The sequence below is a fragment of the Azoarcus olearius genome, assembly GCF_001682385.1.
In the GTDB taxonomy this organism is placed as follows: Bacteria; Pseudomonadota; Gammaproteobacteria; order Burkholderiales; family Rhodocyclaceae; genus Azoarcus; species Azoarcus olearius.
Window position 1 is genome coordinate 4,413,020 of sequence record NZ_CP016210.1, and the last position, 24,629, is coordinate 4,437,648.

At 69.2% G+C, this 24,629-nt stretch carries 23 protein-coding genes; 11 read left to right on the plus strand and 12 right to left on the minus strand.

Annotated elements, in window-relative coordinates:
- Complete coding sequence (locus dqs_RS20185) at positions 1–3,195, plus strand: error-prone DNA polymerase (RefSeq protein ID WP_065341560.1); 3,195 nt, start codon at positions 1–3, stop codon at positions 3,193–3,195.
- A gap of 15 nt (positions 3,196–3,210) precedes the next feature.
- On the opposite strand, the gene dqs_RS20190 is transcribed toward dqs_RS20185, so the two are convergent.
- The 3 genes from dqs_RS20190 to dqs_RS20200 all read right to left on the minus strand — a co-directional run bounded on the left by dqs_RS20190 (position 3,211) and on the right by dqs_RS20200 (position 5,027).
- Positions 3,211–3,597 (minus strand): carboxymuconolactone decarboxylase family protein, encoded by a 387-nt coding sequence (locus dqs_RS20190; protein WP_011767680.1) that lies wholly within the window; start codon positions 3,595–3,597, stop codon positions 3,211–3,213.
- Positions 3,542–3,997, minus strand: a complete 456-nt coding sequence (locus dqs_RS20195; RefSeq protein WP_065341561.1) for a MerR family transcriptional regulator — start codon at positions 3,995–3,997, stop codon at positions 3,542–3,544. The genes dqs_RS20190 and dqs_RS20195 overlap by 56 nt, the downstream gene beginning before the upstream one ends.
- A gap of 163 nt (positions 3,998–4,160) precedes the next feature.
- The gene (locus dqs_RS20200) at positions 4,161–5,027 is read right to left on the minus strand and encodes a YicC/YloC family endoribonuclease (protein WP_011767682.1); all 867 of its coding nucleotides are present in this window, start codon (positions 5,025–5,027) and stop codon (positions 4,161–4,163) included.
- A 92-nt stretch (positions 5,028–5,119) separates the two neighbouring features.
- Here dqs_RS20200 and dqs_RS20205 point away from each other — a divergent pair, with 92 nt between their 5' ends.
- From dqs_RS20205 to hemW, 5 genes are read left to right on the plus strand one after another with little or no spacing between them, the layout of a single operon-like run.
- Positions 5,120–6,070: a serine/threonine protein kinase gene (locus dqs_RS20205; protein ID WP_041642910.1), complete on the plus strand. Its 951-nt coding sequence runs from the start codon at positions 5,120–5,122 to the stop codon at positions 6,068–6,070.
- An 11-nt stretch (positions 6,071–6,081) separates the two neighbouring features.
- Complete coding sequence (locus tag dqs_RS20210; RefSeq protein ID WP_011767684.1) at positions 6,082–7,002, plus strand: PP2C family protein-serine/threonine phosphatase; 921 nt, start codon at positions 6,082–6,084, stop codon at positions 7,000–7,002.
- Positions 7,003–7,024: 22 nt separating this feature from the next.
- Positions 7,025–7,744 (plus strand): ribonuclease PH, encoded by a 720-nt coding sequence (gene rph, locus dqs_RS20215; RefSeq protein WP_065341562.1) that lies wholly within the window; start codon positions 7,025–7,027, stop codon positions 7,742–7,744.
- Positions 7,745–7,747: 3 nt separating this feature from the next.
- Entirely contained in the window at positions 7,748–8,344 is a 597-nt protein-coding gene (rdgB, locus tag dqs_RS20220) for an RdgB/HAM1 family non-canonical purine NTP pyrophosphatase (RefSeq protein WP_011767686.1), read from the plus strand.
- The gene (gene hemW / locus dqs_RS20225; protein WP_065341563.1) at positions 8,341–9,564 is read left to right on the plus strand and encodes a radical SAM family heme chaperone HemW; all 1,224 of its coding nucleotides are present in this window, start codon (positions 8,341–8,343) and stop codon (positions 9,562–9,564) included. The genes rdgB and hemW overlap by 4 nt, the downstream gene beginning before the upstream one ends.
- A gap of 7 nt (positions 9,565–9,571) precedes the next feature.
- Here the strand turns inward: hemW and dqs_RS20230 are convergent, their stop codons facing one another.
- The 5 genes from dqs_RS20230 to thiS form a co-directional block, all read right to left on the minus strand.
- Complete coding sequence (locus dqs_RS20230; protein WP_011767688.1) at positions 9,572–10,081, minus strand: hypothetical protein; 510 nt, start codon at positions 10,079–10,081, stop codon at positions 9,572–9,574.
- A 99-nt stretch (positions 10,082–10,180) separates the two neighbouring features.
- Complete coding sequence (sppA, locus tag dqs_RS20235) at positions 10,181–12,001, minus strand: signal peptide peptidase SppA (protein ID WP_041644148.1); 1,821 nt, start codon at positions 11,999–12,001, stop codon at positions 10,181–10,183.
- Positions 12,002–12,106: 105 nt separating this feature from the next.
- Positions 12,107–12,847 carry a tRNA (guanosine(46)-N7)-methyltransferase TrmB gene (trmB, locus tag dqs_RS20240; protein ID WP_065341564.1) on the minus strand — a complete coding sequence of 247 codons (741 nt, stop codon included), beginning with the start codon at positions 12,845–12,847 and terminating at the stop codon, positions 12,107–12,109.
- Positions 12,844–13,629, minus strand: coding sequence for a thiazole synthase (locus dqs_RS20245; protein WP_011767691.1), 786 nt, complete (start codon positions 13,627–13,629; stop codon positions 12,844–12,846). The genes trmB and dqs_RS20245 overlap by 4 nt, the downstream gene beginning before the upstream one ends.
- Positions 13,630–13,683: 54 nt before the next feature.
- A complete protein-coding gene (thiS, locus tag dqs_RS20250; protein WP_011767692.1) occupies positions 13,684–13,887 on the minus strand; it encodes a sulfur carrier protein ThiS in 204 nt (67 codons plus the stop codon).
- A 201-nt stretch (positions 13,888–14,088) separates the two neighbouring features.
- Here thiS and metX point away from each other — a divergent pair, with 201 nt between their 5' ends.
- A complete protein-coding gene (gene metX / locus dqs_RS20255) occupies positions 14,089–15,216 on the plus strand; it encodes a homoserine O-succinyltransferase MetX (protein ID WP_011767693.1) in 1,128 nt (375 codons plus the stop codon).
- 2 nt (positions 15,217–15,218) lie between these two features.
- Complete coding sequence (metW, locus tag dqs_RS20260; protein ID WP_011767694.1) at positions 15,219–15,806, plus strand: methionine biosynthesis protein MetW; 588 nt, start codon at positions 15,219–15,221, stop codon at positions 15,804–15,806.
- 15 nt (positions 15,807–15,821) lie between these two features.
- On the opposite strand, the gene dqs_RS20265 is transcribed toward metW, so the two are convergent.
- Together dqs_RS20265 and dqs_RS20270 are read right to left on the minus strand one after the other, a co-directional pair.
- On the minus strand, positions 15,822–16,625 hold the full coding sequence (locus dqs_RS20265; RefSeq protein ID WP_065341565.1) for a peptidoglycan-binding protein: 804 nt from the start codon (positions 16,623–16,625) through the stop codon (positions 15,822–15,824).
- 174 nt (positions 16,626–16,799) lie between these two features.
- Positions 16,800–17,117, minus strand: coding sequence for a hypothetical protein (locus dqs_RS20270; RefSeq protein WP_011767696.1), 318 nt, complete (start codon positions 17,115–17,117; stop codon positions 16,800–16,802).
- 251 nt (positions 17,118–17,368) lie between these two features.
- Here dqs_RS20270 and dqs_RS20275 point away from each other — a divergent pair, with 251 nt between their 5' ends.
- The 3 genes from dqs_RS20275 (at position 17,369) to can (ending at position 20,490) form a co-directional block, all read left to right on the plus strand.
- Positions 17,369–18,889, plus strand: a complete 1,521-nt coding sequence (locus tag dqs_RS20275; RefSeq protein ID WP_011767697.1) for an AmpG family muropeptide MFS transporter — start codon at positions 17,369–17,371, stop codon at positions 18,887–18,889.
- Between the two features lie 36 nt (positions 18,890–18,925).
- A complete protein-coding gene (locus tag dqs_RS20280; protein ID WP_065341566.1) occupies positions 18,926–19,648 on the plus strand; it encodes a uracil-DNA glycosylase family protein in 723 nt (240 codons plus the stop codon).
- Between the two features lie 170 nt (positions 19,649–19,818).
- Positions 19,819–20,490, plus strand: coding sequence for a carbonate dehydratase (gene can, locus dqs_RS20285; RefSeq protein ID WP_011767699.1), 672 nt, complete (start codon positions 19,819–19,821; stop codon positions 20,488–20,490).
- A 439-nt stretch (positions 20,491–20,929) separates the two neighbouring features.
- Here the strand turns inward: can and dqs_RS20290 are convergent, their stop codons facing one another.
- Both dqs_RS20290 and hemE read right to left on the minus strand, forming a co-directional pair.
- Positions 20,930–23,101 carry a primosomal protein N' gene (locus dqs_RS20290; RefSeq protein WP_065341567.1) on the minus strand — a complete coding sequence of 724 codons (2,172 nt, stop codon included), beginning with the start codon at positions 23,099–23,101 and terminating at the stop codon, positions 20,930–20,932.
- Positions 23,102–23,492: 391 nt separating this feature from the next.
- Positions 23,493–24,569 carry a uroporphyrinogen decarboxylase gene (gene hemE, locus dqs_RS20295; RefSeq protein WP_011767701.1) on the minus strand — a complete coding sequence of 359 codons (1,077 nt, stop codon included), beginning with the start codon at positions 24,567–24,569 and terminating at the stop codon, positions 23,493–23,495.
- Between the last annotated feature and the right edge of the window lie 60 nt (positions 24,570–24,629).

Sequence of the window (24,629 nt, forward strand, 5' to 3'; positions counted from 1 at the left end):
ATGGCCACCCCGCCCTACGCCGAACTCCACTGCCTGTCGAACTACAGCTTCCTGCGCGGCGCCTCGCACCCGGAAGAGCTGGTGGCGCGCGCCTGGGCGCTCGGCTACCAGGGCCTGGCGATCACCGACGAATGTTCGCTGGCGGGCGCGGTGCGCGCCGATACCGGCCTCGCCGAACTGCGCCGCGACCTGCGCGCCGCCGCCGACGCTCCCGAGGCCAGCGCGCAAGACCGCCTGCTCGCCGAGCGCGCCGAACAGTTCCGCCTCGTCTTCGGCGCCGAGTTCCGCCTCGCCTGCGGCCTCAAGCTGGTACTGCTGGCGAAGAACCGGGCCGGCTACGGCAACCTCTCGGCGCTGATCACCCTCGCCCGCCAGCGCAGCGAGAAGGGCAGCTACCGCCTGGTGCGCGCCGACCTCGACGCGATCTCGCCCGCCGGCGCGGTACCCGACTGCTACGCGCTGTGGCTGCCCGATGCCGCGTCCACCGCCGAGGACGCGCACTGGTTCGCCCGCCGCTTCGGCGAACGCGGCTGGCTGGCGGTGGAACTGCACAGCGGCGCCGACGATGCCGCGTGGCTCGGGCGCACCGCCGAACTCGCCGCCGCGGCGGGGCTGCCGCGGCTGGCGGCCGGCGATGTGCACATGCACCTGCGCGGCCGCCGCCCGCTGCAGGACACGCTCACCGCGATCCGCCTCGGCACCACGGTGTTCGAGGCCGGCACCGCGCTCCATCCCAACGGCGAACGCCACCTGCGCCATCCGCTGCGGCTGGCGCGGCTGTACCCGGCCGAACTGCTCGAAGCCGCCGCCCGCCTCGCCCTGGCGTGCGACTTCCAGCTCGACTCCCTGCGCTACGAGTACCCGCAGGAGATCGTCCCCGCCGGCGAAACCCCGGCCAGCTACCTGCGCCGCGAAACCCAGGCCGGACTGGCGCGGCGCTATCCGCAAGGCGTGCCGCCGGCGATCGCGGACAACGTCGAGCAGGAGCTCGCGCTGATCATCGAACTGGGCTACGAGCCCTTCTTTCTCACCGTCTACGACATCGTCTGCTTCGCCCGCGCCAAGGGCATCCTGTGCCAGGGCCGCGGCTCCGCGGCCAACTCCATCGTGTGCTACGCGCTCGGCATCACCGAGGTGGACCCGGCGCGAGCCTCCCTGCTGTTCGGCCGCTTCATCTCGCGCGAGCGCGACGAACCGCCCGATATCGACGTCGATTTCGAGCACGACCGGCGCGAAACCGTCATCCAGTACATCTACGGCAAGTACGGCCGCGACCGCGCCGCGCTCGCCGCCACCGTGATCCGCTACCGCACCCGCGGCGCGCTGCGCGACGCCGGCCGCGCGCTCGGCTTCGGCCAGCCCCAGATCGACGCGCTCGCGCGCTCGCTGGCGTGGTGGGACAAGCGCGACCAGCTGCCGGCGCGGCTCATCGAACTCGGCCTCGACCCCGCCAGCCCGCGGGTGGCGAAATGGCTGGACCTCACCGGCATGCTGATCGGTTTTCCGCGCCACCTGTCGCAGCACGTCGGCGGCTTCGTCATCTCGCGCGGCCCGCTCGGCCGCCTGGTGCCGATCGAGAACGCGGCAATGCCCGAGCGTTCGGTGATCCAGTGGGACAAGGAGGATCTCGAAGCGCTCGGCCTGCTCAAGGTGGATGTGCTCGCGCTCGGCATGCTGTCGGTGATCCGCCGCAGCCTGGAGCTGGTCGGCCGGCGCCGCGGTGCGCCCTTCGCGCTCCCCCACATCCCGCCCAAGGACGCCGCCACCTTCGACATGCTGTGCGCGGCCGACTCGGTGGGCGTGTTCCAGGTCGAATCGCGCGCGCAGATGGCAATGCTGCCGCGGCTGCGGCCGCGCCAGTTCTACGACCTGGTGGTGCAGGTGGCGATCGTCCGCCCCGGGCCGATCCAGGGCGACATGGTCCACCCCTACCTCACCAACCGCGCCGACCCCGCCGCCAGCGCGCGCACCCTCGCCCGTCTGCCCGCCGACGTGCGCGCGGTGCTGGAGCGCACGCTGGGGGTGCCGATCTTCCAGGAACAGGTGATGAAGCTGGCCGAGGTCGCCGCCGGCTTCACCCCCGGCGAGGCCGACCAGCTGCGGCGGGCGATGGCGTCGTGGCGGCAGAAAGGCCATATCGAGCGCTTCAAGCAGAAGCTGCGCGACGGCATGAAGGCACGCGGCCACGACAGCGACTTCGCCGACGCGCTGTGCCGCCAGATCGAAGGCTTCGGCGAATACGGCTTCCCGGAATCCCACGCCGCCAGCTTCGCGCTGCTCGCCTACGCCTCGGCCTGGCTCAAGCGCCACGAGCCGGAGGCCTTCCTGTGCGGCCTGCTCAACAGCCAGCCGATGGGCTTCTACGCGCCCGCCCAGCTGCTGCAGGACGCCCGCCGCCACGGCGTGGAAGTGCGGCCGGTGGACGTCACCGCCAGCGCCTGGGATGCGACGCTGGAAGACCTGCCCGCCGACCCCGACGCTGGCCGGCGGCCGGCGGTGCGGCTGGGCCTGCGCGAAATCTCCGGTTTTCCCGAGGCCGCCGCGCTGCGCGTGGCCGAAGCACGCGCGGCGGCGCCCTTCGCCGACACCAACGACCTCGCCCGCCGCGCTGCGCTGCAGCGCCGCGAACTCGACCTGCTCGCCGCCGCCGGCGCGCTGCAGGCGCTGGCCGGCCACCGCCGCCAGGCCGCCTGGCAGGTGGCCGGCGTCTGCCTGCAGGGCGACCTCTTCGACGCCGCGCCGCCGCCCGAAGCCACGGTGGCACTCGCGGCGCCGCAGGAGGCGGAGGAGCTGCTCGCCGACTACGCCGCCACCGGCTTCAGCCTCGGCCGCCATCCGCTGGCACTGCTGCGCGCGCGCCTCGCCCGCGGACGCTTCCTTCAGGCCGCCGCGCTGGCACGCACGCCCGACCGCGCGCTGGTGCGCGTCGCCGGCATCGTGACCGGCCGCCAGCGCCCCGGCACCGCGCAGGGCGTGATCTTCGTCACCCTGGAAGACGAAACCGGATCGGCCAACGTGGTGGTCTATGCCGGGCTCGCCGAGCGCCAGCGCCGCGAACTGCTCGGCGCCCGCCTGCTCGGCGTGTTCGGCCAGCTGCAGCGCGAAGGCGAGGTGGTGCATCTGCTCGCCAAGCGCCTGGTCGACCTCAGCCCCTGGGTGGGCGGGCTGGCTGCGCGCAGCCGCGACTTCCACTGAACGGCGGGCGCCGCCTTACGACGCCGCTACGGCATCCTCGCCAAACACCTCGCGCGCGGCGAACAGACCGTTGAGCGCCGCCGGAAAGCCGGCATACACCGCCATCTGCATGATGGTCTCGACGATCTCGTCGCGGCTGACGCCGACGTTGAGCGCGCCGCGGATATGCACTTTGAGCTGGGGCGCGGCATTGCCGAGCGCGGTGAGCGCGGCGACCACCGCGATCTCGCGGCTGCGCAGGTCCAGCCCGGGGCGCGAGTAGATGTCGCCGAACGGAAACTCGATCAGGTAGCGGGCAAAGTCGGGGGCGATGTCGGCAAGGCTGGCGACGACGCGCTCGCCGGCTTCACCGTCGATCTCGCGCAGCCGCGCGAGGCCGGTTGCGTAGCGGTCCTGTGGCATGGGATTCCCTCTCATCGGTGGTGGACGACGGCAGGGAACGCTCGATGTCGCGGTAATGGCCGATCTTGGCCTGCAGCGCCGTGGCGGCCTGCTGCATCGCTTCGATGGTGGCCAGCACCTCGGCCAGATGCGCTTCGAGCAGTGCGCGCCGGGCCCCGGCAGTAGCGTTCCCCTCGCTGCGCAGCCGCGCGAACGCCTGCATCTGCCCGATGGGCATGCGGGTGGCGCGCAGTCGCAGCAGGAATCCGATCCATTCAAGATCAACCGCGGCATAGCGCCGCTGCCCGCCCGGCGCCCGCGCCACCGGCGCGATCAGGCCGATGCGCTCGTAATAACGCAGCGTGTGGGCGGACAGGCCGGTGCGGCGCGCGACCTCGTCGATACTGAGATGGGATTCCATGGGAACGATGCTAGAAGTTCGAGTGCGCTCGAAGTCAAGCACCGCGCACCGGCCGCGGTCAAATGCCGGCTACATCGCAAGCGGGGCGGCGCGCGCCGCGCGGCACCCCGTGGGGAAAGCGGGCAGCGCAAGGCGCCGCCGCGGGAAAAAACGCTGCTGCGCCTTACTCGATGTTCTGCACCTGCTCGCGCATCTGCTCGATCAGCACCTTCAGTTCCATCGCGATGTTGGTGATGTCGGTGGCGGCGGACTTGGAGGCGAGGGTGTTGGCCTCGCGGTTGAGTTCCTGCATCAGGAAATCCAGCCGCTTGCCGGCCGAGCCGCCGGCCTTGAGGATGCGCTCGACTTCGTCGAGGTGGGTGGCCAAGCGCGACAGCTCCTCGGCGACATCGATGCGCTGGGCGAACAGCGCCACTTCCTGGCGCACGCGGTCTTCGTCGAGCGAAGCCACTGCGTCACGCAGGCGGGCGGTGAGCTTGTCCTGGTATTCGGCCACGATGGCCGGCATGCGCGGGGTGGCGATCGCGACCAGTTCGCGCATGCGCACCACGCGTTCGCGGATCATCGCCGCGAGTTTGTCGCCTTCGCGGCGGCGGGTGGCGACCAGTTCGTCGAGCGCGGCCTTGGCCAGTTCGGCGATCACCGGCTGCATCTGCTCGAACGCGAGGCTGTCGTCGGCGAGCATGCCGGGCCAGCGCAGCACTTCGCCCACCGACAGCGGCTGGGCGTCGGCGAACTGGCGGCGCACCGCGGCCTGGGCGTCGGCCAGCTGGCCGAGCAGGGCGTTGTTGAGCGCGAGGCTGCGCGGGGCGGCATCGTTGGTGTGCAGATTCAGACGGCATTCGACCTTGCCGCGCGTCAGCTTGGCCGCGATCTGCTCGCGGATGGCCGGCTCCGCCTGGCGCAGGTCCTCGACGATGCGGAAGGACAGGTCCAGATAGCGGGAATTGACGCTGCGCAGCTCGAGATGAAGGCTCACGGGGCCAAGATCGCGGGTCTGCACCGCGAAACCGGTCATGCTATGGATCATGGATGGGGGTCTCCGGGAAGCTGCCGTGTTCGAGTACACTGCAGGCCCAACAGGAAAATGCCGCGGAAAGCCGAATCTTAGCGCTCGACCAGATGCCGCCTCAAGCAAACTGCGCCCTTCCCGCCGGCTTCCAGCTCGACCGTTACCGCATCGAACGCCAGCTTTCCCTCGGCGGCTTCTCCATCGTCTATCTGGCCTACGACGATGACGACGGCACCGCGGTGGCGATCAAGGAGTACCTGCCGAATTCGCTCGCGCTGCGCAAGGAAGGGCAGATCGAGCCGCTGGTGCCCGACGAGAACCTGCCCGCCTTCCGCTACGGCATGAAGTGCTTCTTCGAGGAAGGCCGCTCGCTGGCCAAGCTGATGCATCCCAACGTCGTGCGCGTGCTCAACTTCTTCCGCGCCAACAACACGGTGTACATGGTGATGCAGTTCGAACGCGGCCGCACGCTGCACGACTACATCCAGAAGCACCGCGGCGATGTCGGCGAACGCTTCATCCGTGGCGTGTTCACCCGCATGCTCAACGGCCTGCGCGAGGTGCATGCGCACAAGCTGCTGCACCTCGACATCAAGCCGTCCAACATCTACCTGCGCACCGACGGCACCCCGGTGCTGCTCGACTTCGGCGCCGCGCGCCAGACCCTGGCGCTCGACCAGCCGATGCTCAAGCCGATGTACACGCCCGGCTTCGCCTCGCCCGAACAGCTCGGCCAGCGCGAGGCGCTGGGGCCGTGGAGCGACATCTACAGCGTCGGCGCCAGCATCTATGCCTGCATCGTGGGCGCCGCGCCGCCGCGTTCGGACGAGCGCCTGAAACACGACACCATCATGCCGATTTCCAGAACGCATGCAGGACGCTATTCCGGACAACTGCTCGAACTGATTGAATGGAGCCTGCGCCTGGATCCGCTGGCGCGACCGCAGAGCGTCTATACGCTGCAGAAGGCACTGATGCAGAAGGAGGCGGGCGAACCGATGCCGGCCTCGTGGTTCACCGACCTGGGCGCACGGCTCAAATCATTCATCGGCCGCGGCTGACGGAGTTCAACTTGCGATTCACCATCTACCAGGAAAGCCGCATCGGCCGGCGCAAGACCAACCAGGACCGCATCGCCTACTGCTATTCGCGCGACGCGCTGCTGATGCTGATCGCCGACGGCATGGGCGGCCACCTGCACGGCGAAGTGGCGGCGCACCTGGCGGTCCAGTTCATCACCCAGGCTTTCCAGCGCGAGGCGCAGCCGCTGCTGGCCGACCCCGGCCTGTTCCTGTCGCGCGCACTGATGAACGCCCACCACGCCATCCTCGACTACGCGCTCGACAAGCACCTGCCGGAGGCCCCGCGCACCACCGTGGTCGCCTGCGTGGTGCAGGAAGGCTATGCGTACTGGGCGCACGCGGGCGACTCGCGGCTGTACCTGATGCGGCAGGGCCAGGTGGTGGCGCAGACGCGCGACCATTCGCGCGTGCAGTTGATGATCGAACAAGGCCTGCTCGACGCCGAGGGCGCGGCCCGCCATCCCGGGCGCAACCGCATCTATTCCTGCTTGGGCGGCAACCACGCGCCGCAGATCGAGTTCTCGCGCCGCACCGCGCTGCACGACGGCGATGCCCTGCTGCTGTGCACCGACGGCCTGTGGGGACCGCTCAACGACGACGCCCTGCTGCTGGGCCTGGCTGACGAGAACCTGATGGCCGCGGTGCCGCGCCTGCTGACCCGCGCGGAGGTCGCCGCCGGCGCCAGCTGCGACAACCTGTCCGCGGTGGCGATGCGCTGGCATGATGACCTCGCGCCCGGCGCGGCCGACTCCGTCTCCACCCAGACCATGGCGCTGAACAACTTCACCACCCAGCTCGACGCCTTCCAGCGCAGCCGGGCGCCGGCCGGTGGCCTCGATCTCTCGGACGACGAAATCGAGAACGCCATCGCCGAGATCAACGCCGCGATCCACAAATTCTCCAAACCCTGAGCCTCCTCAGCAGACCCGACCCATGCGACCCAGCCAGCGCCAAGCCAACGAACTCCGCCCCGTCCGCCTCACCCGCCGCTACACGCGCCACGCCGAAGGATCGGTGCTGGTCGAGTTCGGCGACACCCGGGTGCTGTGCACCGCCAGCGTGGAGGAAGCGGTGCCGCCTTTCCTCAAGGGCAAGGGCCGCGGCTGGGTCACCGCCGAATACGGCATGCTGCCGCGCGCCACCCACACCCGCAGCACGCGCGAAGCCGCCAAGGGCAAGCAGACCGGCCGCACCCAGGAAATCCAGCGCCTGATCGGCCGCAGCCTGCGCGCGGTGGTGGATCTGGCCGCGCTCGGCGAACGCCAGGTGGTGATCGACTGCGACGTGCTGCAGGCCGACGGCGGCACCCGCACCGCGTCGATCACCGGCGCCTGCGTCGCGCTGCACGACGCGCTCGAAGGCCTGGTGGCCGCCGGCAAGCTCGCCACCAACCCGATGACCGACTTCGTTGCCGCGATCTCGGTCGGGATCGTCGACGGGGTGCCGGTGCTCGACCTCGACTACACTGAAGATTCGGGCTGCGACACCGACATGAACGTGGTGATGACCGGCAGCGGCGGCATCATCGAAGTGCAGGGCACCGCCGAGGGCACGCCCTTCTCACGCACCGAACTCAACGCCCTGATCGACCTCGCCGAAGCCGGCATCGGCCGCCTCGTGGAACTGCAGAAGGCGGCGCTGGCGGGAGCCTGACCCATGAGCAAACGACTCGTCCTTGCCAGCAACAACGCCAAGAAGGCCGCCGAGATGCAGGCCCTGCTCGCGCCGCTCGGCATCGAGGTGGTGGCGCAGGGCGCGCTTGGCGTTTCGGAGGCCGAGGAGCCGCACGGCACCTTCGTCGAGAACGCGCTCGCCAAGGCGCGCCATGCCGCGGCGGCCACCGGCCTGCCCGCGGTGGCCGACGACTCCGGCCTGTGCGTGAGCGCGCTCGGCGGCGCACCGGGCGTGCTTTCCGCGCGCTTTGCCGGCGAACCGAAGTCCGACGCGCGCAACAACGCGCTGCTGCTGGACAAGCTGGCCGGGGTCGCGGACCGCAGCGCCTACTTCTACTCGGCGGTGGTGCTGGTGCGCCACGCCGGCGATCCGCGCCCGCTGATCGCCGACGGTGAATGGCACGGCACCATCCTCGAAGCGGCGCGCGGCGAGGGCGGCTTTGGCTACGACCCGCTGTTCTGGCTGCCGGAACTCGCGCAGACCGCGGCCGAACTGGACGCCGCGCTGAAGAACACCCTCTCCCACCGCGGCGCCGCCATGCGCCATCTGCTCGACCGCCTCAAGACCCACCCGCTGTGAACGAACGCCGCGTCATACCGCTGACGCCGGCGCCGGCAGCGGCGGCCGTCGTCCTTCCCGAGCGCCCGCAGCTCAGCGCGCCACCGCCGCTCGCGCTGTACGTGCATTTCCCGTGGTGCGTGCGCAAGTGCCCCTACTGCGACTTCAACTCGCACGCCCCGCGCGGTGAGACCGCCATTCCGGAAGAGGCGTGGGCCGCAGCCGTGGTGGCCGACCTCGAAGCCGCCCTGCCGCAGGTGTGGGGGCGTCGGGTGCACAGCATCTTCATCGGCGGCGGCACGCCCAGCCTGATGTCGGCACCGGTGCTCGACCGCCTGCTCACCGACATCCGCATGCGCCTGCCGCTCGACCCCCTGGCGGAGATCACGCTGGAGGCCAATCCCGGCACGGTGGAAGCGGCCCGCTTCCGCGATTTCCGCGCCGCCGGCGTCAACCGCCTGTCGCTCGGCGTCCAGAGCTTCGACGACGCCATGCTCGTCCGCCTCGGCCGCATCCACGGCAGCGACGAAGCGAAGCGTGCGATCGAAGGCGCACTCGCGCACTTCGAGCGGGTAAACATCGACCTGATGTACGCGCTACCGCAGCAAGGGCTGGACGCGGCGCTCGCCGACCTCGACACCGCGCTCGGCTTCGGCGTCACGCATCTGTCCTGCTACCACCTGACGCTGGAGCCGAACACGCCCTTCGCCCACGATCCGCCGCCGCTGCCGGACGACGACAGCGCCGCCGACATGCAGGACGCGATCGAGGCGCGGCTGGCGGCCGCGGGCTTCCGCCACTACGAAACCTCCGCCTTCGCCCGGCCGGGGCAGGAATGCCGCCACAACCTCAACTACTGGCAGTTCGGCGACTACCTCGGGATCGGCCCCGGCGCCCACGGCAAGCTCTCCAACCATGAAGGCATCGTGCGCGAGATGCGCCACAAGCATCCGCAGCGCTATCTGGAAGGCGCGGCGCGCGGCGACTTCGTGCAGGAACGGCGGTCGGTGACGGTCGCCGAGCTGCCGTTCGAATTCATGATGAACGCGCTGCGGCTGACCGGCGGTTTTCCGCTCGCGCTGTTCGCCGCGCGCACCGGGCTGCCGCTGGCCGCGGTGGAAGCGCGCCTGCGTGCGGCGCGCCAGGACGGCCTGCTCGAGATCGACGCCGACAGCGTGCGCCCGACCGAGCGTGGACGCCACTTCCTCAACGACCTTCTGCAGCGTTTCCTGGACGACTGAGCGCCGCTCAGATCACCTGCAGCAGCTTGGTCCGCAGCGCCTCGGCCTCGCGCCGGCCCTCGCGCGAGCTGACCAGCGCGTGATACCACTCGTCGAACAGCGCGCGCAGGGCCGGCTGGTCCGCGGCACCTTCGATCCGCTGCAGCAGCGAGCTGGCGCCGAGCGCGCCGACGAAGGCGTTGATGGTGTTGGTCATGAAGTTGCGCGCCTGTTGCACGCGCACCGGGTCGGCTTCGGCGGGCAAAGGCGCGAACGCGGTGATCGACGGCAGCGGCGCGGTGATCGCGGTGGTGGCACCTTCCGCCTCGGCGAGCAGCGCCGCTTCGATCAGGCCCGCCTCTTCCAATAAGCCCAGCGTGTGCTGAAGGTCGTCGGCCGGACTCAGTTCCCGCAGTTCATCGACACTGCGGCGACCATCGATACAGATCAATACCCGCCGCTGACGGGGGGTGAGGCCCGCCGCGCGACGGGCGATTTCCTCCTGGCCCCGCGCGGTCTTGGCGAAAACCACGGCCATGACACGTCTCCTCTCCGTTGTTATGCCGGAAATTCTGGCATGACGACGGAAAGGCCACGGCGCCGCTCGGCGGCCGCGGGGCGCCGGACAGCGCCCGCGTTATTCAGGCGCCGCGCACAGGCAGTGCGCGTAGCGTTGCTGCGGATCGTTCCAGCGCGCCAGTTCGGCCGCGGCGGCCTCCAGTCCATCCACCAGCCGCAGCGAGGCCGGCGCGGCCAGCGCCGCATCGAGGCCGACGTCGGCGAGCAGGCGCTGCAGCAGCACACGCCCGGCCGACACCTCGGTGACCGGCCACTGCACGCTGTAGTGCTCCAGGCCCGCGCGCTTGGCCGCGGCGCGAACCGCCGCATCCACGCCGCCGAGCTGATCGACCAGACCGAGTTCGAGCGCGGTTTCGCCGGTCCACACCCGGCCGCGCGCCACCGCGTCGACCTCGCCCACCTTCATCCGGCGCCCCTCGGCCACCACCTCCAGGAAGCGCCGGTAGCCATGCTCGATGCCGAGCTGCATCGCCTTCGCCATCCCCGGGTCCAGCGCTCGCCGCGGGTCCGGCATGCCGGCGAGCGGCCCGGTGGCCACGCCGTCGACATGGACGCCGAGGCGCGCGAGCGGACCGCTCACCTCCGGCAGCATCGCGAAGATGCCGATCGACCCGGTCACGGTGGTGGGCAGCGCCCAGATCTCGTCCGCGCCGACCGCGATCCAGTAACCGCCGGAGGCGGCGACCGAACTCATCGAGGCCACCACCGGCTTGCCCGCGCGGCGCGTCAGCTCGAGTTCGCGGCGGATGACCTCGGACGCGAATGCGCTACCGCCCGGGCTGTCGATACGCAGCACCACCGCCTTTACCGCGTTGTCCTCGCGCGCTTCGCGGATCTGGCGCGCGAGCGTGTCGCCGCCGACCGCGCTGGCGGGCTGCTCGCCGTCGGCAATCGCCCCCTGCGCGACCAGCACCGCGACGCGGTCGCGATGGCGGGGCCGCGCGGCGCGCAGCGAGAACAGGTAGGCATCGGCCTCCACGCTGCGGTAGCCGGTGCCGGCCTTGTCGGCGCCGACGCGCTCGATCAGGTGCGCGCGCCACTCGTCGCGGGTAGAGAGACGATCCACCAGGCCGGCGGCCTGCGCCGCGCGCGCCGGGTCGCCGCCCGCCTGCGCGAGCACGTCGGCAAAGCCGAGCACATAGCGGTCGAGCGCTTCCGGGGTGAGCTTGCGCGCGCGCGCGACCTCGCCGCGCATCGCACCCCACAGGCCGTCGAGCAGGTCGCGCGAGGCTTCGCGGTCCTCGTCGGACATGTCGTTGCGCGTGAAGGGCTCGGAGAAGGACTTGTATTCACCGACGCGGAACACGTGCAGCTTGATGCCGAGGCTGTCGAGCGCGTCTTTGAAATAGGTGAGATGGCGCGCGAGGCCCTGCAGCAGCAGGAAGCCGTCCGGCGCGAGATGAACCTCGTCCGCCACCGTGGCGAGGTAGTACTGGCCCTGAGTGAAACGCTCGCCGCGCGCGAGCACCGGTTTGCCGCTGGCCTTGAAGGCCACCACCGCCTCGCGCAGTTCGCCCAGCTTGGACAGGCCGGCGCCGGCGAGATCGTCCGTTTCGATGACCAGCGCGCCGATGCGCTCGTCGTCGGCCGCGGCACGGATCGCTTCGAGCAGGTCGTGCAGCGCCACCTGGCCGCCCGCGGCACCGCCGCGCAGCAGCGCCAGCGGCGCTTCGACCGTTTGCTCGACCAGCACGCCCTGCGGCCGCAGCACCAGCGCGGCACCCTGCGGCACCTCGGGGACGGCACGGAAGAAGGCGACCAGCGCAGCCACGATCAACACCAGCAGCACAAGGTTGAGCGCGGTGCGCCGCAGCAGGTCGACGCCGCGCCAGAGCGCGCGCAACACGCGGCCGATGAACCGGAACAGCCTACGCAACACGGTGACGTTCTCCTCGTCCGTTCAGGGGCGCCGCGGCGGATGCACGCGCACGGCGCGGGGATTGCCGATCATGCTGGGCCGCGGCCGGAAACGGGGCGGCGTTACTCAGCGGCGACGGAAAACCAGATCCCACACGCCGTGGCCGAGCTTGAGGCCGCGGTTTTCGAACTTGGTCAGCGGCCGGTAGTCGGGGCGCGGCGCAAATCCGTCGGCGGTATTCTGCAGCAGCGGCTCCGCGGCGAGAATCTCCAGCATCCAGTGGGCATAGTGCTCCCAGTCCGTCGCGCAGTGCAGGTAGCCGCCGGGGGCGAGCTTTTGCGCCACCAAGGCGACGAAATCGGGCTGGATCAGCCGGCGCTTGTAGTGGCGCGCCTTGCGCCAGGGGTCGGGAAAGAACACGTGCACGCCGGCGAGCGCGCCGTCGGCGATCATGTCGCGCATCACCTCGACCGCGTCGTGCTGCATGATGCGCACGTTGGCGAGGCCGTTTTCCGCCACCAGCTTGCACATCGCGCCGACGCCGGGGCCATGCACCTCGATGCCGAGGTAGTCCTGCTCGGGGTGCGCAGCGGCGATCTTCGCGGTGGTCTCGCCCATGCCGAAGCCGATCTCGAGGATCTTCGGCGCGCTGCGGCCGAAGGCGGCGTCGAGGTCGAGCGGCGCCGGGCGGTATTCGATGCCGATCTTCGGCAGCATGTCTTCCAGGTAGCGCTGCTGCGCGCCCGACATCCGCCCCTGGCGCAGCACGAAGCTGCGGATGCTGCGGCTGGAGAAGCGGTGCTCCGGGCGGTCCTGCGCGATCAGCTCGACCGCGGCCGACACGGGCTTGTTGTCAGCTTCGCTCATGAACCGATCAGCCCCGCGGTGGGCGAGCTGGGATCCGCTGAATAGAACTTGCGCGGCATGCGGCCGGCGAGGAAGGCCTCGCGGCCGGCCTCCACCGCCTTCTTCATCGCGCTCGCCATCAGCACCGGCTGGCCGGCGGCGGCGATCGCGGTGTTCATCAGCACGCCGTCGCAGCCCAGCTCCATCGCGATCGCGGCGTCCGACGCGGTGCCGACGCCGGCATCCACCAGCACGGGCACCTTGGCATTGTCGATGATCAGGCGCAGGTTCCACGGATTGAGGATGCCCATGCCGGAGCCGATGAGGGACGCGAGCGGCATCACCGCGACGCAGCCGATTTCTTCCAGCATCTTGGCCTGGATGGGATCGTCGGCGCAGTACACCATCACCTCGAAGCCGTCCTTGACCAGGGTTTCGGCGGCCTTCAGGGTTTCCGGCATGTTGGGGAACAGCGACTTGGGGTCACCCAGCACTTCGAGCTTGACCAGCGCGTGGCCATCGAGCAGCTCGCGTGCCAGCCGCAGCGTGCGCACCGCGTCGTCGGCGGTGTAGCAGCCGGCGGTGTTGGGCAGGATGGTGAACTGGTCGGGCGGCAGCGCGTCGAGCAGGTTGGGCTCGTCGGCGTTCTGGCCGATGTTGGTGCGGCGGATCGCGACGGTGACGATTTCGGCGCCGCTGGCGTCGATCGCGGCACGCGTTTCGGCGAAATCCTTGTACTTGCCGGTGCCGACCAGCAGCCGGGAGCGGTAGTGCTTGCCGGCGATCACCAGGGTGTCGTTCATGGGTTCAACCTGCAAAGGCAAAGGGGATGGACGAAGACGATCCGCACCGGCGGCTCAGCCGCCGCCTACGGCCACCACGATCTCGAGCCGGTCGCCATCGGCCAGCGCGGTGTCGGCATGGCGCGCCCGCGGAACGATCTCGCCGTTGCGTTCGACTGCGAGGCGCTTGCCGGCGAGCTGGCGTTGTTCGAGCAGGGCGGCGACGGTGAGGCCGGGCGCGAGTTCGGCGGGCTGGCCGTTGAGGATGACGCGGATCATGCTGCGACGGAAAACGGAGAAGCGGGCAAGGATGTTATCACGCTGGGTGGTTTGACTTTTCCCCGGGGCGCGGCTAATTTTCCGCCACTTAGCGCCGATTTGAACCACAGCTTGCGGGCGCTCAATAAATCCGGCTAAAGCGAGGGCGACCCAGTCCGCGTTTTCGAGCCGGCTGGGTTTTTTGTTTTCCACGCACAGATCATGACCGAACCCCAATCCGTCGGCACCGTGGCGCCGCAGACGGCCCACTTCGACGAGCCCTTGCCGCTGCGCAGCGGCGGCACGCTCGCCGGCTACGACCTGGTGTACGAAACCTATGGCCAGCTCAACGCCGCGCGCAGCAATGCCGTGCTGGTCTGCCACGCGCTGTCGGGCTCCCACCATGTGGCGGGCGTCTATGCGGACGACCCGCGCAACGTCGGCTGGTGGGACAACCTGGTCGGCCCCGGCAAACCGCTCGATACGCGCAAGTTCTTCGTGATCGGGGTGAACAACCTCGGCGGCTGCTACGGCAGCACCGGCCCCGGCTCGGTCAATCCGGCCACCGGGCGGCCGTGGGGCGCCGATTTCCCCTTCGTCACCGTCGAGGACTGGGTGGACGCGCAGGCGCGGCTCGCTGACCGCCTCGGCATCCAACGCTTCGCCGCGATCGTCGGCGGCAGCCTGGGCGGCATGCAGGCCCTGTCCTGGACGCTGCAGTACCCGGAGCGCGTCGGCCACGCTGCCGTCATCGCCTCGGCGCCCAAGCTCACCGCGCAGAACATCGCCTTCAACGAGGTCGCGCGCCAGGCCATCCTGACCGACCCGGATTTTCACGGGGGCCATTATTACGAGCACGGCGTGGTGCCGGCGCGCGGCCTGAAGCTGGCGCGCATGGTGGGCCACATCACCTATCTGTCGGACGACTCGATGGGTGAGAAATTCGGCCGCAGCCTGCGCCACGGCAAGGCGGTGTACAGCTACGACGTCGAGTTCGAGATCGAGTCCTACCTGCGCTACCAAGGCGACAAGTTCGCCGGCTACTTCGACGCCAACACCTACCTGCTGACGACCAAGACGCTGGACTATTTCGATCCGGCCTTCGAGCACGGCGGCAATCTCAACGCCGCGCTCGCCCGCGCCAGCGCCGACTTCCTGGTGGTGTCCTTCACCACCGACTGGCGCTTCTCGCCGGCACGCTCGCGCGAGATCGTCTATGCGTTGCTGCACAACCGGCGCAACGTCAGCTACGCGGAGATCGACTGCCCCGCCGGGCACGACTCCTTCCTGCTCGACGACCCGCAATACCACGCGCTGCTCAGCGCTTGGTTCGACCGCATCGAGGTGTAAGGATGGCGGCCTATCGCTACGACTACGACGTGATCGCCCAGTGGATCGCCCCCGGCGAGAAGGTACTGGACCTCGGCTGCGGCGACGGCAGCCTGCTCAAGCACCTGATCGCGGTGCGCCAGGTGCAGGGCTACGGCGTCGAGAACGATCCGGACAAGCTGATCGCGTGCGTGAAGAACGGCGTGAATGCGATCCAGGTGGACATGGAGAACGGTCTCTCGGGCTTCGAGGACGGCTTCTTCGACCATGTCATCATGAGCCTGTCGCTGCAGGCGATGCAGAACACCCAGGGCATCCTGGCGGAAATGCTGCGCGTGGGGCGCGAGGCGGTGGTGAGCTTTCCCAACTTCGGCTACTGGCGCCACCGCCAGAGCATCCTCAACGGCCGCATGCCGGTGTCCGAAAGCCTGCCGCACCAGTGGTTCAACACCCCCAACGTGCGCTTCTTCACGATCGCCGACTTCGATGCGCTGTGCGAGATGAACGGCATCGCGGTGCGCGAGCGGCTTGCCTTCGACGAAGGCAAGCTGGTACTGGACGAACCGAACTTCCTCGCCAGCGTCGCGGTATATCGGCTGGGGCGCGACTAGCGCCGCGTCCCGCCTTCAGGCGGGCAGCACGCGTTCGCCGCGGCGAAAGGCATCGGCGAAACGGTCGAGGCCATGACTGCCGCCGTTGACGAGACGCCGCGCGGCCCCGAGATCGTCTGCCACCAACGCGCGCTTGATCAGCGCCTCCTTGTCCGCCAGGAAGGCCGCCAGCAGGTCACCGGCGACGGCGGGCTCGGAGGCGTCCTCCGGTTCATCAACAAGACGGCTTCCCATCCCGAGCACGTCGCCGTAGCGCGCGTAGTTGAAACGCCCTGTGAGCTGGACGTAGCCGCGCCCGCGGTAACGCTCGCCGTCCGGCGCGCCCTGGTTGCCGAGGTCGCGCCGGCGGTCGTAGAGATCGAAGGGATGGCCGCGCGGCGAGGTATTGAAGCGCGAGCAACCCTCGGCCACCGGCTCGAAACACTCCGCCTCGGCGCGAATGGTCGCCAGCGCCATCAGGACCATCGGGCGGTCGGTGAGTCCACGCGCCCGCAGCGCGGCACATACGCCCGGCAGGTTGCGGCGGATATTGCCCACCGGCGTGCAGGGGAACATTTCCGATACCGCCTCGACGCTGACGCCGGGAATCACGTCGGGCCACGCATCCTTCACGGTGGCGAGCCCGAGCGACTTCAGCGTGCGCGGCCCGGCGATACCGTCCGGCAACAGGCCTTCGCTCCATTGATAGGCCAGCACCGCGGCCTCGGTGCCGCCGCCAAACAGGCCGTCGATCAGGCCGGGATCAAAGCCGCATTCCAGCAGCCGCCTCTGCAGGCGCTCGACCGCCGCGCCGCTTGCACCCCTCTTCAGCACCGCCATCGCCCCGCCCTCCCCGGTTCGCGGCTGCGCCGCGTGAACCCACTATAGGCGAGCACCGCGCGCATTTCATGCGAGAGGCATCCTCGTCCGGCGCCCCGGGAAGCGGGGTCGCCAATGCCGCCGGGGCGGCCCGGACAGACGGCAGGATCACAGCCCGAGAGGGCGAATGGCGGCTCAGCCGACAGTGAAACCCGGCACGTCGATACGGATCACCGGCCGGTCGAGCACGACGGCGGCGGCGGTGACGAAGGCACGCGCCCAATCGCCGGCCTGAGCGAAGCGGGACTCGCCCCCGTACTTGGCGACATTGAGCACCATGTCGAGGACCAGGATCTTCCCCATCGGGTTGGACGGCGAGCACTCGAGCGCGTCGAACTCCGCCGCGAGCCAGGCGCGCGCGTCGTCCTTGCGCAGCGCCGCGGCCTCCTGCTCGCTCACGGTGAATTCGTATTCACGATCGGCACCAAAGGCCACGATCACGACGTGCGGCATGGCGGGTCTCCTCCTTTGGTCTGGACTTGTTATGGGCCGCATTCTTCGCGCCCGCGCCCTCGGCGCGCAAGAAAGGTATCGAATTGTGAAGCCGCCCTGCCCGGCGGCGAGGGCGCCGATCTGGGATAATCCGCGGACTTTTTGCCCGGGAATTCCGCCGTGCCCCGTTCCGCCGCCACGCCGCTCGCTCCACCTGTTGCCCTGCCCGCCTGCCTCCCCGGCCGGGCTGGCGAGCCCCGGGAGCAGTTCCGGTGACCGCTCATACGCTGGGCCGCGGCTGGCGCCTGTTCGCGATCCTGGTGCTCGGCTTCGCGTCCGGCCTGCCGCTCGCCCTCACCGGGCAGGCGATGCAGGCCTGGCTGACGGTGGATGGCGTCGATATCGCCACCATCGGCTTCTTCGGCCTCGTGGGGGTGCCCTACACGTTCAAGTTCCTGTGGGCACCACTGATGGACCGCTTCGAACCGCCGCTGCTCGGCCGCCGCCGTGGCTGGCTGGTGGTGACACAACTCGCGCTGGCAGCGCTGCTGTGGTGGATGGGCAGCCTGTCGCCGAGCGCCGCGCCAGAGCTGTTCGCGATCGCCGCACTGCTGGTGGCCTTCCTGTCGGCCTCGCAGGACGTCGTCGTCGACGCCTACCGCACCGACCTGCTGCCCGAGGAGGAGCGCGGCCTCGGCGCATCGGTGCACGTGTTCGCCTACCGGCTGGCGATGATCACGTCCGGCGGCATCGCGCTGATCTGGGCCGGGCAGTGGCAGTCCTGGCCGCGGGTCTATCACAGCATGGCAGCGATCATGCTGGGCTGTGCCGTGCTGTCGCTGCTGACCTTGCCGCGCGTGGCAAGCCACCTGCGCGCGCTCGACTCCGACCCCGCGCGCGAATTGCGCGGCTTCGTCGCGATGCTCGCCGGGCTTGCCGTGGGTTATCTCGCCGCCCACCACCTGCTGAAGCTCGCCGGCCTCGACCCGGACGATCCCAACCGCTGGATCCAGCTGCTGTTCGTGCTGATGGAAATCGCGGCGGCGCTGCCACTCGCCTACCTCGCGGCGCGGCGCGCCGGTTTCGAAACCCTGAACCGCTCGCTGTCGAGCTATTTCGCCCAGCGCGGCGCGGCCGCCTTCCTGGCGCTGATCATCCTGTACAAGCTGGGCGACGCCTTCGCGGGCAGCCTGACCACGCCCTTCCTGATCAAGGGCATGGGGTTCAGCCAGGAGGAAGTGGGAATCGCGAACAAGGTGATCGGCCTGTGGCTGACCATCCTCGGTGCCTTCATCGGCGGGCTGATCATGACCCGGCTCGCGCTCTATCGCTCGCTGCTGCTGTTCGGCGTGCTGCAACTGGTATCCAACTTCGGCTTCTACCTGCTGGCCGAACTCGGCCGCGGCGCCTGGGGCGCGGTCGACCTGCCGGCTTTCGACTGGGGCATCGTCGCACTCGATAGGCCCACCCAGCTGGACGGCCTGCTGCTCACGGTGATTGCGGGCGAGAACATTTCCGGCGGCATGGGCACCGTCGCCTTCATCGCGCTGCTGATGGCGCTGTGCAACCAGCGCTTTACCGCCACGCATTACGCCCTGCTGTCCGCATTCGCGGCGGTCGGCCGGATCTACGTCAGCCCGCTCTCCGGCGTGCTGTCGGCGAGCATCGGGTGGCCGTCGTTCTTCCTGTTTTCCATCGTCGTCGCGGTGCCCGGCGTCGCGATGGTATGGCTGCAGCGCGACGCCCTCGCGGCGCTCGGCCGCCCCGCCGTTCCCGCCGGTGCCGACGACTAGCCGCGCCACTTTCCACCGTTCTCCAGCCCTTCACCGATGACCGCAGCCTCCCTCGTCAACGCCGCCCGCACGCTCTCTGAACAGGTCGACAGCCTGCATTTCGCCCCCCCGGTCAGCCACGTCTACAACCCGCTCGGCTACGCCTGGGACATCCACCGGGCGTACCTGGAACGGTATGGCGAAGGACGCAAGCGGGTGATCTTCCTCGGCATGAACCCCGGGCCCTTCGGCATGGCGCAGATCGGTGTGCCCTTCGGCGAAATCGCCACTGCGCGCGACTGGCTGGGGCTGGCCGGCGCAGTGGGACAACCCGCGCAGGTCAATCCCAAGCGCCCGGTGGAAGGTTTCGACTGCGCCCGCTCGGAAGTCAGCGGCCAGCGCCTGTGGGGCTTGTTCCGCAGCCGCTTCAACACCCCGGCCGCCTTCTTCGCCGACCATTTCGTCGTCAACTACTGTCCGCTCGCATTCTTCGACCACGGCCGCAACCTGACCCCCGACAAGCTTCCCGCCGGCGAGCAGCGCCCCTTGCTGGCCGCGTGCGACGCGCACCTGCGCGCGGTAACGCAGGCGCTGGAGCCGGAATGGGTGATCGGGGTCGGCGCCTGGGCGGAAAAGCGGGCTGCCGAGGCGCTTGCCGGCCTCCCCGTCAAGCTCGGACGCATCCTGCACCCCAGCCCCGCCAGCCCCGCCGCGAACCGTGGCTGGGCGGAGGCGGCGACGCGCCAGCTCGAGCAGCTCGGGATCTGGAGTGCGACATGAAAGCACGGACAAAGTCGCCCTTGCCCAAGGCCGCCGCGCCCCGCGGGAGCGGAAAAACCGCGCCGGCGGCTGCCGGCGCCTCGCGGCGCAAGCGCTTGACGGCGAATGTCCCGGCTGACAAGGCGGTCTCTATTATTCATAATTATGGAAACCCTGCCCGGCCCACACAGATGCAAACGACCCCGAATACCCCCGACATCCAGCTACTGTTCGACAACAACAAAGCCTGGTCCGAACGCATGCATGGTGAAGATCCCGAGTACTTCACCCGGCTCGCCAACCAGCAAACACCCGAATACCTCTGGATCGGCTGCTCCGACAGCCGCGTTCCCGCCAACCAGATCATCGGCCTCGCCCCGGGTGAGGTCTTCGTCCACCGCAACGTCGCCAACGTCGTGGTGCACACCGACCTCAACGCCCTCTCGGTGATCCAGTACGCCGTGGATGTGCTGCGCGTGAAACACATCCTGGTGGTCGGTCACTACGGCTGCGGCGGGGTGAAGGCAGCGCTGAACAACAACCGCCTCGGCCTGATCGACAACTGGCTGCGCCATGTGCAGGACGTCCGCGACCTGCACGAAGCCACGCTGGCGCAGATCGAAGACCCCAACCTGCGGGTCGACCGGCTGTGCGAATTCAATGCCATGCAGCAGGTCGTCAACATCTGCCAGACCTCGGTGCTGCGCGAAGCCTGGGCCCGTGGGCAGAAGGTGAATGTGCACGCCTGGTGCTACGGCCTCAAGGACGGGCTGGTGCACGACCTCGGCATCGACGCGGGCAGCCGCGACGAGGCGCTCGAACAGTACCGCCAGGCGGTCAGCCAGGTCCGCGACAGCGTCTGAGCTGTCTTGCGACGGGCGTCGCGGCTGCCGCACGACGCCCACGTCCCGCCCGAGGCTCCCCCCCGTCAGGGAGGCGCGAGGCTCGCGCACGGCGCGCCTTGCTCCGCGCCCCGGCCGCCCGCATACCCGGTCCCCGCCCCGTTTTTCTGTTCCACCCTTGGGTTTCGCGCCAGCGTGCGGGTTTTCCCGTACCCACATTGCGCGTTGCAACAACGTGTCACGTTTGCGGCCTTGCCTCTGAAACCCGCCAACGGAAGTGAAGTTGATCGGTCCATAAAAACATTTGCTGAGCCGGCTGTTGCATTGCAACATCCGCTCAGCTATTCTTTGAACCGTCTCCTCCACCCTCCTCCTTTGGTGTGGATTTGCCCAGGCACCCAGTGCCTGGGCTTTTTCTTTTCCGGCCGGCGAAAACGTTCGACCCGCGAAAACCCAGCGCTCAGACCTCCAGCGGATCGACGTCGATCTGCCAGCGCAGTTCGCGTGGCGTTCGCTGCGCCCGCAAGGCAGCCATCCACTCCACCAGAAAGCCCTGCAACAACGCTCGCTGGTCCGCCTCCACCAGCAGTTGCGCGCGCTCACGGCGGGCGAGCCGCGTCAGGCGCATCGGCACCGGATCGTAGAGGCGGATGCCCGGCGCGGCGCGCTCTTCTCCAAGCCGGCGGGCGTGCTGCAGGAAGTCGGTGGCGGCCTCCAGCGCGGGGGCGTCGGCGCGCAGCATCGCCTGCGCCGTATGCGGCGGAAAACCCGCCTGGCGCCGCTCCTCCAGCGCCATCGCCGCAAAGGCGTCGAAGTCGTGGCGGGCCAGGTGCTGGTACAGCGCGTGGCCGGGGTACTCGGTCTGGACCAGCACCTCGCCCGCAAGCGCACCGCGCCCGGCGCGGCCACCGACCTGCATCAGTTGCTGGAACAGACGCTCCGGCGCGCGGAAGTCGGCGGCGTGCAGCGAGGCGTCGGCCCCCACCACCCCGACCAGCGTCAGGCGCGGAAAATCGTGCCCCTTGGCCATCATCTGGGTACCGACGAGGATGTCCGCCCCGCCGTCCGCGATCGTCTGCAGCAGCCCTTCCCACTGCGCCCGCGTGCGTGCGGCATCGCGATCGACCCGCAGCACCCGCGCCTGCGGGAAACGTTCGGCCAGGCGCGCCTCGATCCGCTGCGTGCCGCGCCCGTAGGGCTGGATGTCCTGATCGCCGCAACTCGGACAGGCGGGCGGAATGGGACCTTCGGCCCCGCAATGGTGGCAACGCACGCGCCGGTCCATCAAATGCACCACGAGGTTCGCCGAGCAATGCGGACAGCGGCTGATCCAGCCGCATGACGGGCAGGCAAGCACCGGGGCGTAGCCGCGCCGGTTGAGAAACACCAGGCTCTGTTCGCCCCTTTCCAGACGCTGCTCGATGGCCTGGCACAGCGCCGCGCTCAGCCCCTCGTCGAGCCGCTGCCTGCGGGTATCGACATAGCGCACCGGCGGCAGCGCGGCCGCCACCGCGCGCCGCCGCAGCGACAACAAGCCGTAGCGGCCCTGCCGGGCGTGCTGCCAGGTTTCCAGCGAGGGCGTAGCGGAACCGAGGACCACCGGCACCCCGCGCTGGCGCGCACGCCATACCGCGACGTCGCGTGCCGAATAGCGCACCCCCTCCTGCTGCTTGTAGGACGCGTCGTGTTCCTCATCGACCAGGATCAGCCCCAGGCGCGGCAACGGGGCAAAGACTGCCAGGCGCGTACCCAGCACGATGTCCGCCTGGCCTTCGAGCGCCTGGACGAAGCCACGCGAGCGCGCCCCCTCCGCCAGCGCCGAATGCAGGCTGACGACCTGCGCGGACGGAAAGCGCTCGGCGACGCGGCGTTCGAGCTGCGGGGTGAGCGCGATCTCCGGCACCAGCATCAAGACCTGCCCGCCCGCGGCGAGTGCCCGTTCCGCGAGACGCAGGTAGACCTCGGTCTTGCCGCTGCCGGTCACCCCCTGCAGCAACCAGGCGCGAAAACCGGCGCCCGCCGCCTCCATCGTGGCAAGGGCCTGCGCCTGTTCGTCGGTCAATGCGGGCGCGGCGGCCGCGACATGAGCGGGTTGCCCGGCGGCGGGCTGCAACCAGCCCCGGCGCAGCGCATCCCCCACCGCGCTGCCGGCCGCAAGCGCCCGCACGGCGCTGCGGCGCACCGGCGCCCCCAATCCGGCGACCTCGCGCAGCAGCGCCAGGGCGCGGCTTTCACGCTTGGTCTCGGCAAGGGCCAGCGCCCCGGCAGCGCTCGGTTCCAGCAGCGGATCGGTCAACTCGCCGCTGACCTCGTCGGCGCGCCGCAATCCCGGCGGCAAGGCGAGTCCGATGACCTCGCCCAGCGGGGCGTGGTAGTAGCGTGCGACGAAGGCGACGAGCGCCAGCCAGTCCGGCGGCAGCGGCTCCACCTCGCGCTGGACGTGAAGCACCGGCTTGAGCCGCGCCGGCTCCACCGCCGCCAGTTCAGCCAGTTCGACGATGACGCCGCTCTTGTCCCCACGCCCGAACGGCACCCGGACGCATCGCCCAACATCCGTCTCGCATGCATCTTCCAGCGAATAATCAAAAAGTTGCGTTAGCGGCACCGGCAACGCGACGCGGACAATGCGCATGCGGGAAAATGTTGTTTCTACAACAACCTATAAAAATCAAATAGATATGAAACTTAGCTGAGAAACAGCTGTGCATAGCGGCGCTAAATATCTGGCCGTGCGACGGGCCCCGGCTTGTCCACAAAACCTGTGGATAACTTTGTGGGAAAGCTGGGTGAATCCGACGAAAACCTAGGCCCCACAAGCCTTTCCGTCACTTTGCCTTAACATTACGCAAAAATTTTTTGCTTTATTTTCAATGTCTTGAAAAAACATCGAATAACGCACCAAGTCTGTGCGTCGGGCCTGACACATTGCTGTGGATGTGTATAAGTCAAGCAGGAAATAGCACTATCCCGCTTGACAGACGCCGGAAATGCCACCTTCAGGCGGCCTTCCGGCGATTTGTCACTTATCCGCCAACCGCGGCCCGCAGCTTACGACTATGGTCATGCACCGTATCCACCAGCACCGAGACGTTTTCGGGCGGGGTGAACTGGGAGATGCCGTGGCCCAGATTGAAGACGTGGCCCGGGTGGGGGCCGTAGGCGTCGAGCACGCGACGCGCCTCGGCCGCCACCGCCTCGGGCGGGGCAAACAGGATCGAGGGGTCGAGGTTGCCCTGCAAGGCCACGCGCTGGCCCACCAGCGCACGGGCGCGGCCGATGTCCATGGTCCAGTCGAGTCCGACCGCGTCACTGCCGATCGCGGCGATGGACTCGAGCCAGATGCCGCCACCCTTGGTGAACACGATGCTGGGCACGCGCTGCCCTTCGCGCTCGCGGATCAGCCCATCCACCACGCGCTGCAGGTAGCGCAGCGAAAACTCGCGGTAAGCGGCTTCGGCGAGTACGCCGCCCCAGGAATCGAACACCATCACGGCCTGCGCGCCGGCCTCGATCTGCGCGTTCAGGTACTGCACGACCGCGTCGGCGGTGACGCCGAGGATGTGGTGCAGCAGGTCGGGCCGGCTGTAGGCCATGGTCTTGATGCGGCGATAGTCGTCCGACGAGCCGCCTTCCACCATGTAGCAGGCCAGCGTCCACGGGCTGCCCGAGAAGCCGATCAGCGGCACGCTGCCGTCGAGCGCGCGACGGATCTCGGACACCGCGTCCATCACGTACTGCAGCTCGGCGTGGGGGTCCGGCACCGACAGGTTGCGGATCTCCCATTCGTCGCGCAGCGGACGCTCGAAGCGCGGGCCCTCGCCTTCGGCGAAATACAGGCCCAGCCCCATCGCGTCCGGCACCGTTAGGATGTCCGAGAACAGGATGGCGGCGTCGAGGTCGTAGCGCGCCAGCGGCTGCAGCGTCACCTCGCAGGCGAGCGCGGGGCTCTTGCACAGGTTGAGGAAGCTGCCCGCGCGTTTGCGCGTTTCGCAGTATTCCGGCAGGTAGCGTCCCGCCTGGCGCATCAGCCAGACGGGGGTGTATTCGGTGGGCTGGCGCAGCAGCGCACGCAGGAAGGTGTCGTTTTTCAGGCGGCTCACGTCGCGGTCCTCTCGTCCGGCTGATGCGGATAAACGTCGATTATCGCCGATATCCGGGGG